We start from the raw sequence: 12,392 nt of genomic DNA, 5'->3' as shown, positions 1-12,392 counted from the left end.
ACGTACCCACCATGCCTACGCTGGGTGACGTGCAGCGCCTCTACGATTTTCTCCGCAGGCACCCGACGGGGTTGGACAGCTTCTGGGCCGTCCTCCTCTTCGGCTTCTCGCTCCTGTGGGTCTTCAAGGCGCCCATGCACTCCATGCCGCGCCTCCTGGCTGTGCCGGTCGTCCTCGCGCTGTGCGCAGCGGTCGCGCTGCGCCGCCGCGCCCCCGAGAAGGTGCTGCTCCTCGTCACGGTGTGCGGTCTTGCGCAGGTCGCGCTGGACGTGTCGGTCAACCCCGCGGACTTCGCGATGCTGGTCGTCGCCTACACGGCGGCGGCCCAGGGTGATCGCCGGGCGTCCCGGTGCGCGCTGGCCGCCGCCCTGGCCGCACCCGTCATCGCCATGCTCCGCTGGCCGGGCCCGGATCACCGGACCTCGGTGGGGTGGGCCATCTCGCTGGCCTTCACCACCATCCCGTTCATCCTGGCCTGGGTGCTCGGGGACTCCGTGCGTACCCGCCGCGCCTACTACGCCCAGCTGGAGGAGCGCGCCGCCCGGCTGGAGAAGGAGCGCGAGGCGCAGGCGAAGGTGGCCGTGGCCGCCGAGCGGGCGCGGATCGCGCGCGAGCTGCACGACGTCGTGGCGCACAACGTCTCCGTGATGGTGGTCCAGGCCGACGGCGCCGCGTACGTCATGGACGCCGCGCCCGAGCAGGCCCGGCAGGCCCTGGAGACGATCTCCGGCACCGGCCGCCAGGCCCTCGCCGAGATGCGGCGGCTGCTGGGCGTGCTGCGCTCGGGGGCGCCGAGCGACGACAGCGACTATGTGCCGCAGCCGGACGTGGAGCAGATAGACGACCTCGTGGAGCAGGTCCGCGGCGCGGGTCTGCCGGTGGACTTCAAGATCGTGGGCAGCCCGCGCCCGCTGCCCAGCGGCGTCGAGCTGACCGCCTACCGCATCGTGCAGGAAGCGCTCACCAACACCCGCAAGCACGGCGGCCCGGACGTCGGCGCCAGCGTCCGCCTGACCTACTTCGACGACGGGCTCGGCCTCCTCGTCGAGGACGACGGGCGGGGCGCGCAGCGCGAGATGTACGAGGACGGCGGCGCGGACGGCCAGGGCCACGGCCTGATCGGGATGCGGGAGCGCGTCGGCATGGTGGGAGGCACCCTGGACGCGGGCCCGCGCCCCGGCGGCGGCTTCCGGATCAGCGCCCTGCTGCCGCTCAAGCCGACCGGCTGACACAGCCCCGCGCACCGCACAGACCTGTTCACCGAGGGAAGGGACCCGACCGGATGTCCATCCGCGTCATGCTCGTCGACGACCAAGTGCTGCTGCGCACCGGCTTCCGGATGGTGCTCGCGGCCCAGCCCGACATGGAGGTCGTCGCCGAGGCGGGCGACGGCGCGGAGGCGCTGGAGGTGCTGCGCACCGCCGAGGTGGACGTCGTCCTGATGGACGTGCGGATGCCCAAGCTCGACGGGGTGGAGGCCACCCGCCGGATCTGCGGGCGGGAGGGCGCGCCCAAGGTGCTCATCCTGACCACCTTCGACCTCGACGAGTACGCCTTCTCGGCGCTCAAGGCGGGGGCGAGCGGCTTCATGCTCAAGGACGTGCCGCCCGGCGAGCTGCTCGCGGCGATCCGCGCGGTGCACAGCGGCGACGCGGTGGTCGCCCCCAGCACCACCCGCCGCCTGCTGGACCGCTTCGCGCCGATGCTGCCGGGCACGGGCGGCGGCCACGGGTCCGGCGGGTCGGGCCGCCCGGAGCTGGAACGGCTGACCGACCGCGAGCGCGAGGTCATGCTGCTGGTCGCGCAGGGCCTCTCGAACGGCGAGATCGCGGCGCGCCTGGTGCTCTCGGAGGCCACCGTGAAGACGCACGTGGGCCGCATCCTCACCAAGCTGGAGCTGCGCGACCGGGTGCAGGTGGTGGTGATGGCGTACGAGTCCGGGCTGGTGCGGGCCCAGGGCCCGGGCGGCGCCAGCCGGGCCTGACGCCCCGCGCCGCCCGCACCGCGCCCGCTGTCATGCTCGCGGAATCCGCTCCAGGAAGGCGGCGACCGCGTCCGCGACATCGGCCGCCGTCCACTCCAGCGCGGACGAGGCGATCGTCAGCTCGGTCATGGACAGGCCGGGCGGCCCCGGCTCCCGCCACCAGCGGGCCAGCGTCGTCCGTGTCTCCTCCGCCAGCCGCAGACTCGCCTCCTCCAGGGCCCGCGCCGGATACGGCAGCCACACCTGGAACTGGTGGGTGTGCGGCGGCCGCGGATGCACCCGGAACCAGGGCACCCCGGCGGCCGTGAGGGCCTCGTCGAGCGCCTCGGCCACGACCTTCGCGTGCGCCACGTACGACGGCAGCCGGGGCAGCTCGCGGTCCAGGCCGGCCAGCGCGGCCAGCGCCGCGGGCCACTGCTGGAACAGCTCCCCGCCGTACCGGTGCCGCCACGCCTTGGCCTCCCGCACCAGCGCTTCCGGCCCGGCCAGCGCGGCCCCCGAGATGCCGCCCAGCGACTTGTAGAACGACACGTACACCGAGTCCGCGAGGCCGGCGATCTCCGACAGCTCGCGCCCGAAGTGCGGGGCGCAGTCCCAGAGCCTGGCCCCGTCGAAGTGGACCACCGCCTCCCGCTCCCGCGCCGCCTCCACCACGGCGGTCAGCTCGTCCCAGGTCGGCAGCACGAAACCCGCGTCGCGCAGCGGAAGTTCCACGGCGAGCGTCCCGAAGGGCTCGTCCAGCTCCCGGACCTCCTCGGCCGTGGGCAGCCGCGGCTCGCTCGTCGGGCGCACCGCGCGCAGCCCGCTCACCGTCAGGTAGGCGTCGCGCTCGTACGTCTCCAGGTGGGAGAGGGGGTGCACGGCCACGGCCGGATTGCCGGTGCGCCCCGCCCAGCAGCGCAGCGCGATCTGCTGGGCCATGGTGCCGGTGGGGAAGAAGGCCGCCGCCTCCATGCCGAGCAGATCGGCGACCCGCCGCTCCAGCTCCTCGACGACCCCGCCCCCGTAGAGGTCCACCCAGTCGTCCAGGTCGTACGCCCCGGCCGCGTCGGCCGTCAGCCGGGCCAGCCGCTCGCCGATCCGCTCCCCGCCCGCGCCGGCGTGGCGCGCGGTCAGCGTCCGCGTCGAGCCGTGCCACGCGGCGAGCCTGCGGGCCCGCGCGCTCCGCTCCGGCTGTTCCGGCCGGTCGGTCCGCTCCGGCTGTGCCGGTTGTTCCGTGTGCTCCGGTTGTGCCGGCTGCTCCGGTTGTGCCGGGCGTTCCGACTGTGCCGGGCGTTCCGGCCGGTGCGCGCTGTTCCCCATGCGGCCGAGCATGTCCTACCCGCACAGCCAAAGCATGGGGTTTTCCACAGCCCTGGGGACAGGTCCGGATCATTGGGAAACACTCGCGTAGCATGGCGGGGAATCGTCCGGTACCCCCTGAGGACTGGAACGGAAGGCCGTCGTCGCGTGAACGCACATCCACTTCCCGAGCCGCAGGACCGCCCGGCCCGGCTCACCGTCGGGGTCGTCGGCGCCGGTCGCGTCGGCCCCGCCCTCGCCGCCTCGCTGCGGCTCGCCGGGCACCGCCCCGTCGCCGCGTCCGGCGTCTCCGACGCCTCCGTGCGCCGGGCCGCCGCCCTGCTCCCCGAGGTCCCGATCGTGCCGCCCGCGGAGGTGCTGGCGCGGGCCGAGCTGGTGCTGCTGACCGTCCCCGACGACGCGCTGCCCGACCTGGTCAGCGGCCTCGCCGAGACCGGCGCGGTGCGCCCCGGGCAGCTGCTGGTGCACACCTCCGGGCGATACGGCACGGCCGTGCTCGACCCCGCCCTGCGCGCCGGGGCGCTGCCGCTCGCGCTGCACCCCGTCATGACCTTCACCGGCACCCCCGTCGACGTCCAGCGCCTCGCGGGCTGCTCCTTCGGGGTCACCGCGCCCGAGGAGCTGCGCATGGCGGCCGAGGCGCTGGTCATCGAGATGGGCGGCGAGCCCGAGTGGATCGCCGAGGAGGCCCGGCCGCTCTACCACGCCGCCCTCGCCATCGGCGCCAACCACCTGGTCACGCTGGTCGCCCAGGCCATGGACCTGCTGCGCACCGCCGGGGTCGGGACCCCGGACCGGATGCTCGGCCCGCTGCTGGGCGCCGCCCTGGACAACGCGCTGCGCAGCGGCGACGCCGCGCTGACCGGCCCGGTCGCGCGCGGTGACGCGGGCACGGTCGCCGCCCATGTCGCCGAGCTGCACCGACACGCGCCCCAGGCCGTCCCCGGCTATCTCGCCATGGCCCGTACGACCGCGGACCGGGCGCTCGCCCACGGGCTGCTCAAGCCCGAGCTCGCCGAGGACCTGCTGGGCGTCCTCTCGGACGTCTCCGACGTCCCCGGCCGGGGAGGGGCGGAAGGGTGAGCCCGAAGCTGCCGCCGGAGACCGGCCCGCGCGAGCCCGGCGTGGAGCTGTTCGCGCGCCGTTCCGACGTCGAGGCCGCCCTGGCGCGGTTCGCCGGCCCGGGGCGCCGCGCCGTCGTCATGACCATGGGCGCGCTCCACGAGGGCCACGCCTCCCTGATACGCACGGCCCGTGCCCGGGTCGGCGCCGAGGGCCTGGTGACGGTCACCGTCTTCGTCAACCCCCTGCAGTTCGGCGCCGGCGAGGACCTGGACCGCTATCCGCGCACACTCGACGCCGACCTCGAGGTCGCGGCCGCCGCGGGCGCGGACATCGTCTTCGCCCCGCCCGTCGAGGAGGTCTACGCGGGCGGCGAGCCGCGGGTGCGGATGGCCGCCGGGCCCATGGGGGAGCGGTACGAGGGCGCCTCGCGCCCCGGGCACTTCGACGGGATGCTCACCGTCGTGGCCAAGCTGCTCCACCTCACCCGCCCGGACCTCGCCTTCTTCGGCGAGAAGGACGCCCAGCAGCTGGCCCTGATCCGCCGCATGGTCCTCGACCTGGACTTCCCCGTCGAGATCGTCGGCGTCCCGACGGTCAGGGAGGACGACGGCCTCGCGCTCTCCAGCCGGAACCGCTATCTGTCGGCGCGGGAGCGGAGCACCGCCCTGGCCCTCTCCCGCGCGCTGTCGGAGGGCCGCGAGGCCGGGCTGCAGGCGGCGGCGCAGGCCCCGGCCCCCCGCAGCCCCGGCAGCCCTCCCGGCCCCGGCAGCCCCCCTGGTGCCGGGCCCGCCCGGGTGGCCTCCCCCCGGACGGTCCGGGCGGCCGCCCGCGCGGTGCTCGACGCGGCGGCCCTCCTAGAACCACCCCTCGTCCTCGACTATGTGGCGCTCGTCGACCCCTCGGACTTCACCGAGGTCGCCGACGACCACACCGGCGAGGCCGTCCTCGCCGTCGCCGCCAAGGTCGGCGACACCCGCCTGATAGACAACGTCCGTCTGTGGTTCGGAGTCGCGTGATGAGTTCAGAGAAGAAGCCGGCGGCCGCCGGTTTGGTCCTGCGCGCCCCGGCCCCCGGCTGGGCCGTCGAGGCCGATGTCGTGGTCGTCGGCTCCGGGGTCGCCGGGCTGACCGTGGCGCTGCGCTGCGCCGCCGAGGGGGCGAAGGTCACCGTCGTCACCAAGGCCCGCCTCGACGACGGCTCCACCCGCTGGGCCCAGGGCGGCATAGCGGCCGCCCTGGGCGAGGGCGACACCCCCGAGCAGCACCTCGACGACACCCTGGTCGCCGGGGCCGGGCTGTGCGACGAGGCGGCCGTGCGCACCCTGGCCACCGAGGGCCCCGACGCCATACGGCGCCTGATCGGCGCCGGCGCCCGGTTCGACGCCGACGACACCGGGGAGATCCTGCTGACCCGCGAGGGCGGCCACCACCGCCGCCGCATCGTGCACGCCGGCGGCGACGCGACCGGCGCGGAGGTCTCGCGAGCCCTGGTCGAGGCGGTGCGCGCGGCCGGCATCGAGACCGTCGAGAACGCGCTGGTGCTGGACCTCCTCAAGGACGCGTCAGGCCGCGCGGCCGGCGTCACCCTGCACGTCATGGGCGAGGGCCGGCACGACGGCGTCGGCGCGGTGCGCGCGGGCGCGGTCGTCCTCGCGACCGGCGGCATGGGCCAGGTGTTCTCCGCCACCACCAACCCCGCCGTCTCCACCGGCGACGGCGTGGCCCTCGCGCTGCGCGCCGGGGCGGAGGTCTCCGACCTGGAGTTCGTGCAGTTCCACCCCACGGTGCTGTGGCTCGGCCCGGAGGCCGAGGGGCAGCAGCCGCTCGTCTCGGAGGCGGTGCGGGGCGAGGGCGCGTATCTCGTCGACGCCGACGGCGTCCGCTTCATGAAGGGGCAGCACGAGCTGGCCGAGCTCGCCCCCCGCGACATCGTCGCCAAGGGCATCCTGCGGCGGATGCTCGAGCAGGGCGCCGAGCACATGTATCTGGACGCCCGCCACTTCGGCGCCCAGATGTGGGAGCACCGTTTCCCGACCATCCTCGCCGCCTGCCGGGCCCACGGCATCGACCCGGTCACCGAGCCCATCCCGGTGGCGCCCGCCGCGCATTACGCGAGCGGCGGCGTACGCACCGACCTGAGCGGCCGCACCACGGTCCCGGGGCTCTACGCCTGCGGGGAGGTCGCCTGCACCGGCGTCCACGGCGCGAACCGGCTCGCCTCCAACTCCCTCCTCGAGGGCCTGGTCTTCGCCGAGCGCATCGCCGCGGACATCACCTCGGCGGGCACCCCGGCCGCGGGCCCCACCACGGCGCATCCCACCACGGCGGACGCCATCACCCCGGAAGCCCCGGAAGCCCCGGAAGTCCCGGAAGCAGCCGCCGATGCCACCGCCGCCGACGTCACCACAGCGTCGGGCGACGGTCCGCTGCTGGCCCCCGAGGCCCGGTACACCATCCAGCGGATCATGACCGCCGGGGCCGGGGTGCTCAGGTCCGCCGAGAGCCTGGCCCGGGCCGCCGCCCAGCTGGAGCGGGTCCACGGCGAAGCCGCCGAGCGGCTGCGGCGCGACGGCAAGACCGCCGAGCCGGGCGTGGAGAGCTGGGAGGCGACCAACCTCCTCCTCGTCGCCCGCGCCCTGGTCGCCGCCGCCCTCCGCCGCGAGGAGACCCGCGGCTGCCACTGGCGGGAGGACCGCCCCGACCGGGACGATCCGGCCTGGCGCCGCCATCTCCTGGTCACCCTGCGCCCGGACGACACGCTGGACGTCCGTACGACGGAGTCGGAGGCGTTCCCCGCCACCCGCCGGACGATCCCGGCCGCCCGGTTGGCCCGCCCCGGCCGCCAGGCCTTCCCCTCACCCACCACCCCCCGAACCGAGACGGAGTCCCACCCGTGAGCAGCACCCCCGACGACCGCACCCAGCCGGTGGCCCTCCCGCTGCTGCAGATCGGCCTCCCCGGCGGGGGCCCCGGCTGCGGTGACGCGTGCGGCTGCGGCGCCGACGACGAGGCGTACGAGCTGGACCCGATGGAGTGCGGTCTGGACCCCGACCTCGCCCAGCTGCTGGCCGACGCCGGGCTCGACCCCGTCAAGGTCGAGGACATCGCCCACATGGCGATCGAGGAGGACCTCGACAACGGCGTGGACGTGACGACCGTGGCCACCATCCCCGAGGACGCCACGGCCGTCGGCGACTTCACCGCGCGGGAGGCGGGCACCGTCGCCGGCCTGCGCGTCGCCGAGGCGGTGCTGTCCATCGTCTGCACCGACGAGTTCGAGGTCGAGCGGCATGTCGAGGACGGCGACCGGGTCGCCGCCGGCCAGAAGCTGCTGACCGTCCGCACCCGTACCCGCGATCTGCTGACCGCCGAGCGCAGCGCGCTCAACCTGTTGTGCCGGCTGTCCGGCATCGCCACCGCGACCCGCGCCTGGGCCGACGCCCTGGAGGGCACCGGGGCCAGGGTCCGCGACACCCGCAAGACCACCCCGGGGCTGCGCGTGCTGGAGAAGTACGCGGTGCGCTGCGGCGGCGGCGTCAACCACCGCATGTCGCTGTCGGACGCGGCCCTGGTCAAGGACAACCACGTGGTCGCGGCGGGCGGCGTGGCCGAGGCGTTCAAGGCCGTGCGCGCCGAGTTCCCGGACGTGGACGTGGAGGTGGAGGTCGACACCCTCGACCAGATCCCCCCGGTCCTGGAGGCGGGCGCGGATCTGATCCTGCTGGACAACTTCACCCTGGAGGAGACCCGGCGGGCGGTGGAGCTGGTCGCGGGCCGCGCCGCCCTGGAGTCCTCCGGCCGCCTCACGCTGGACAACGCGCGGGCGTACGGCGAGACCGGCGTCGACTTCCTGGCGGTCGGCGCGCTCACCCACTCCTCCCCGATCCTCGACATCGGCCTGGACCTGCGCGCCTCCGGGACGGAGCGCGAGGCCGAGGCGGGCTGACCATGCTGCTGACCATCGACGTGGGAAACACCCACACCGTGCTGGGCCTGTTCGACGGCGACGAGATCGTCGAACACTGGCGGATCTCCACGGACGCCCGCCGCACCGCCGACGAGCTGGCCGTCATCCTCCAGGGCCTGATGGGCATGCACCCGCTGCTCGGCGAGGAGCTGGGGGACGGGATCGAGGGCATCGCCATCTGCTCCACCGTCCCCTCGGTCCTGCACGAGCTGCGCGAGGTGACCCGCCGTTACTACGGGGACGTGCCGTCGGTGCTGGTCGAGCCGGGGGTGAAGACCGGCGTGCCGATCCTGATGGACAACCCGAAGGAGGTCGGCGCCGACCGGATCATCAACGCGGTGGCGGCCGTCGAGCTGTACGACGGCCCGTGCGTGGTGGTCGACTTCGGCACGGCGACGACCTTCGACGCGGTCAGCGCGCGCGGCGAGTACGTGGGCGGGGTGATCGCGCCGGGCATCGAGATCTCGGTGGAGGCGCTCGGCGTGCGCGGCGCGCAGCTGCGGAAGATCGAGCTGGCCCGCCCGCGCAGCGTCATCGGCAAGAACACCGTCGAGGCGATGCAGTCCGGCATCCTCTACGGGTTCGCCGGGCAGGTCGACGGCGTCGTGCGGCGGATGGCGCGCGAACTGGCCGACGACCCCGAGGACGTGACGGTCATCGCGACCGGGGGCCTGGCCCCCATGGTGCTGGGCGAGTCCTCGGTCATCGACGAGCACGAGCCGTGGCTGACCCTGATCGGCCTGCGCCTGGTCTACGAGCGCAACGTCGCGCGGGGCTGAGCCCCGGCCCCGCCCCCGCACCCGCGTCCGACGCCCTACCGCGCCGAGCGGCGCCCCCGTCTTTCCGGAACTTCCCGTTCACCGGAGGGCAACCATCCGGCCACCTGAACCGTCTTGTGTGCGTCGGAATTCGGGTAGCCGTGAGATAGGCGTGGGACTCATGTGGCATAAGGGGAAAACGGTTCACGTGGCGGCCGCCGGGGCGGTGATCGTTCTCGGGACGGCCGTCGGCGTACCCACCGCGTACGCGGACGACGAGCCGACCCAGCCCTGGGCGGAAATCCAGGCCCCCCGGCAGATCGATCTGCCGTCGGCGGCCGACGGCCAGGAGGCCGTCGCCCCGAGCGTGAGCTATTCGTTCGCCGACGGCGGGGCCGAATTCCCGCTCCCGAAGAACGCCAAGCTGGTCATCGACGCGAGCGGCCTCGAGGGCATCGCGACGATCAAGGCGAAGAACGAGCAGTGCACCGCCTCCGGCGCGGTCGTCACCTGCCTGGACAACGGCAACCTCCACGGGCCCTGGGAGCCGTTCACGCTCACCGCCGACGCGGACGCCAAGCCCGGCGCCTCCGGCACCATCAGCTACGAGGTGACGGCCGACGGCGCGACCGGCGACAAGGACTCCTCCAAGGTCGTGGTCGGCTCCCCCCGGCTGGTCGTGGGCAAGCTGCCCGACCGCAGCGGCCTCAAGACCGGCGACACGGTGGACCTCCCGCTGGCCGTACGGAACACCGGGAACCTGCGGACCGAGCGCGTCGACATCCGGCTGCGGAGCGTCCCCGGCGTCGAATTCACCACGAAGCCGAAGAACTGCCGCTTCGCCTACGAGTGGGACGAGTCCGCGAGCGTCTACTGCGCCATCGACACCCCGCTGGAGCCGGGCCAGTCGGCGAAGCTCAGCACCCCGCTGACGGCCAAGATCACCAAGGCCGCCCTGGCCCCCTGGATCGACTACGAGGCCGAGGCCGTCCCGGCGAGCAGTGACGAGGACCCCAACGGCACCCCCGGCACCGGCTCCCCGATCGGCCTCACCGCCGCCTCCGGCGGTGACTTCGAGACCGGCGGCAAGAGCAGCCTCTCGCTCCTCACCGACAACCACGCCGACTTCCGGGCCGTGGGCGGCACCATCGAGCCGACCGCCGACGGCACCACCGGCGGCCTGCGGTTCGGGCTGACCAACGCGGGTCCCGCGGCCGCCTACCGCAAGGACGGCAAGCCGCTCCTGTACGCCGACATCACCCTGCCCAAGGGCGTCACCGGCCTCAGCAACCACATCGACGAAGAGCCGGACCAGGACACCACCGGCGAGTGCCTGACCTATGTGAGCCCGACCGAGACCAAGAAGTTCGAGCCGGGCCACAGCCGCTACCTGTGCCCCGAGGCCTCGACCGAGCTGCCCGGCGAGGGCCAGATGTACGGCCTCGGCGTGAAGATCGCCAAGGACGCCGACAAGAACGCCACCGGCACCGTCAAGCTGGTGCCCGGCCCGGCGGGCTTCTCCACCAACGACCCCGACTCCGGCAACGACACCGCGAAGATCACCTTCAAGGGCGCGTCCGGCGGGTCGTCCACCGGCGGCGAGAGCACCGGCGGCTCGGACCACAACGGCTCCGGCTCGGGCTCCGGCTCGCAGGACGGCGCCACGTCCGGCTCCGGCGGTGACTCCGGCTCGGGCGGCTCGGGCGACGGCGCCACGAGCGGCGGTTCCCACGACAGCGGCTCCACCGGCGGCTCGATGGCGCTGACCGGCGCGGGCGGCATCACCCTGATGGCGGGCGGCGCGGCGGCCGCGCTCGCGCTGGGCGGCGCCGCGGTCGTCGTCACCCGGCGCCGCCGGGCGGCGGCCCGCGTCTGACCGAGGGACCGGCGCGGCTCGCGGCCGAGGGGCCCGCCCGGCCCTGAGGCCCGGGAGCCCGCCCCCGGCCCCTCGTAAGCGCCGGCCACGACGCTCCACCCCGACGCCCCCGGCTGTCGGCCCGCTCGCACGTCGAGCGGCCGCGGCCGGGGGCGTCGGCGTCGGCGGACCTCCCGCGCCTTCCCCTCCGGGCAACGCGCCGCCCTCTCAGGCAACGCGCCGCGCTCTCCAGGCAACGCGCCGCACGGCCTCGCGCTCAGCGAATTTTGTCCGCTTAGCACTTAAAGTCGCCCCATGCCCACGCCATATGGATCCCGCGGCGGAATGGCGTTCAGTGCGGATGAGCTGCGTGTGCTCCGACGCGCCCTCGCCATCGCCCTCCAGCCCCATCCCGTCACCCTCTCCCCCGGCCATGGGGGCCCGGACCGGACGGAGGAGGTCCAGGACTGCCTCCGCCTCGCCGAGGCCGTGGACGAAGCGGTCCGCGAGGGCGGGCGGCTGCGAGCCTTCCTGCTCGACGAGCTCGCCCGCTACCGCGCCGCCCTCCCCGGCGCCGCCGTCGGCTACCTCGACCGGCTCGAAGGCGTCCTGGCGGCCGGCTACGAGCCGCTCCCGGAGGACCTGGCCGCGCTGCGCGAGCTGTGCCGGGCCGCCGCCGGGACCGGTGAGGCCGAACGCCGCCGCACGCTGCTGCGCCACTGCGAGCGGCTGGCCGAGCGGGGCGTACGGGCCCGGCTCGCGGAGCGCGCGGCGGGGGCCCTGCGGCCCCACGGCGGCCGGTCCGCGGCGGCCCGGCTCAGAGTGCTGCCCGGAGGGGCGCCCGCGGGCGGCGCCCGGCCGACGGCGCAGAACGGCGGCGACCCCGGCCGGGAGCCGCGCGAGCAGCCGTCCGCCCCCGGCCGCGCGGGACGCGGAGAACCCGGCCCGGCGGAGCCGGCGCAGGGCGAACCCAAGCGCGCCCAACCCAAGCACGACGAACCCAAGCGCGCCGAACCCAAGCGCGACGAGGCTGAGCGGGCCGAGCCCAAGCAAGGCGAACCCAAGCGGGCCGAGCCGAAGCAAGGCGAGCCCAAGCGTGCCGAGCCCAAGCAAGGCGAGCCCAAGCGGGCCGAGCCGAAGCAGGGCGAACCCAAGCGGGCGGAACCCAAGCGGAGCGAGCCCAAGCGCACCGAGCCGGCGCGGGGCGAGCCGGGGCGTGGCGAGCCAGGGGGAGGCGAGCCGGGCCGCGGGACCCCGCGCCCGGGCCGTCCGGTGCCCACTCCGGCGGAGGTCTTCCCGCCCAAGCGCCGCCGCCCGGCCCCGCCGTCGGAAGGCGACTCCCGGCTCGACTCCCGGTTCGGGCGGGTCCCGGCCTGAGCCGAAGCCGGCGCACCCCGTAATCTGGAGAAATCCGGAGCGCCTCGGAATGCGGGGGCCTCGGGAATCCGGAGGCTCGAGTCAG

The 12,392-nt window shown here is 75.0% G+C and carries 10 protein-coding genes; 9 read left to right on the top strand and 1 reads right to left on the bottom strand.

Annotated elements, in window-relative coordinates; all coding sequences use genetic code 11:
• Positions 1-29: 29 nt before the first annotated feature.
• Both BBH68_RS11480 and BBH68_RS11475 read left to right on the top strand, forming a co-directional pair.
• The gene (locus tag BBH68_RS11480; RefSeq protein WP_065961470.1) at positions 30-1,229 is read left to right on the top strand and encodes a sensor histidine kinase; all 1,200 of its coding nucleotides are present in this window, start codon (positions 30-32) and stop codon (positions 1,227-1,229) included.
• 53 nt (positions 1,230-1,282) lie between these two features.
• Entirely contained in the window at positions 1,283-1,984 is a 702-nt protein-coding gene (locus BBH68_RS11475; protein ID WP_065961361.1) for a response regulator transcription factor, read from the top strand.
• Between the two features lie 30 nt (positions 1,985-2,014).
• Here BBH68_RS11475 and BBH68_RS11470 read toward each other — a convergent pair whose 3' ends face one another.
• The gene (locus BBH68_RS11470) at positions 2,015-3,286 is read right to left on the bottom strand and encodes a threonine aldolase family protein (protein ID WP_065961468.1); all 1,272 of its coding nucleotides are present in this window, start codon (positions 3,284-3,286) and stop codon (positions 2,015-2,017) included.
• A 147-nt stretch (positions 3,287-3,433) separates the two neighbouring features.
• Between BBH68_RS11470 and BBH68_RS11465 the strand changes: the two genes are divergently transcribed.
• The 7 genes from BBH68_RS11465 to BBH68_RS43045 all read left to right on the top strand — a co-directional run bounded on the left by BBH68_RS11465 (position 3,434) and on the right by BBH68_RS43045 (position 12,307).
• Positions 3,434-4,369, top strand: coding sequence for a Rossmann-like and DUF2520 domain-containing protein (locus tag BBH68_RS11465; RefSeq protein ID WP_065961358.1), 936 nt, complete (start codon positions 3,434-3,436; stop codon positions 4,367-4,369).
• Complete coding sequence (gene panC / locus BBH68_RS11460) at positions 4,366-5,367, top strand: pantoate--beta-alanine ligase (RefSeq protein ID WP_065961355.1); 1,002 nt, start codon at positions 4,366-4,368, stop codon at positions 5,365-5,367. The genes BBH68_RS11465 and panC overlap by 4 nt, the downstream gene beginning before the upstream one ends.
• Positions 5,367-7,247 carry an L-aspartate oxidase gene (locus BBH68_RS11455; RefSeq protein ID WP_076970964.1) on the top strand — a complete coding sequence of 627 codons (1,881 nt, stop codon included), beginning with the start codon at positions 5,367-5,369 and terminating at the stop codon, positions 7,245-7,247. The genes panC and BBH68_RS11455 overlap by 1 nt, the downstream gene beginning before the upstream one ends.
• A complete protein-coding gene (nadC, locus tag BBH68_RS11450) occupies positions 7,244-8,296 on the top strand; it encodes a carboxylating nicotinate-nucleotide diphosphorylase (protein WP_065961354.1) in 1,053 nt (350 codons plus the stop codon). Before BBH68_RS11455 ends, nadC begins: the two co-directional genes overlap by 4 nt.
• A 2-nt stretch (positions 8,297-8,298) precedes the next feature.
• Entirely contained in the window at positions 8,299-9,096 is a 798-nt protein-coding gene (locus BBH68_RS11445; protein ID WP_065961353.1) for a type III pantothenate kinase, read from the top strand.
• A 187-nt stretch (positions 9,097-9,283) separates the two neighbouring features.
• Entirely contained in the window at positions 9,284-10,951 is a 1,668-nt protein-coding gene (locus BBH68_RS11440) for a COG1361 family protein (protein WP_065961352.1), read from the top strand.
• Between the two features lie 351 nt (positions 10,952-11,302).
• Positions 11,303-12,307 (top strand): hypothetical protein, encoded by a 1,005-nt coding sequence (locus tag BBH68_RS43045; protein WP_245738008.1) that lies wholly within the window; start codon positions 11,303-11,305, stop codon positions 12,305-12,307.
• Positions 12,308-12,392 lie beyond the last annotated feature (85 nt).

The organism is Streptomyces sparsogenes, from assembly GCF_001704635.1.
Taxonomy (GTDB): Bacteria; Actinomycetota; Actinomycetes; order Streptomycetales; family Streptomycetaceae; genus Streptomyces; species Streptomyces sparsogenes.
The sequence above is the reverse complement of the archived record's forward strand: the minus strand, read 5'-3'. Positions and strand labels throughout refer to the sequence as shown.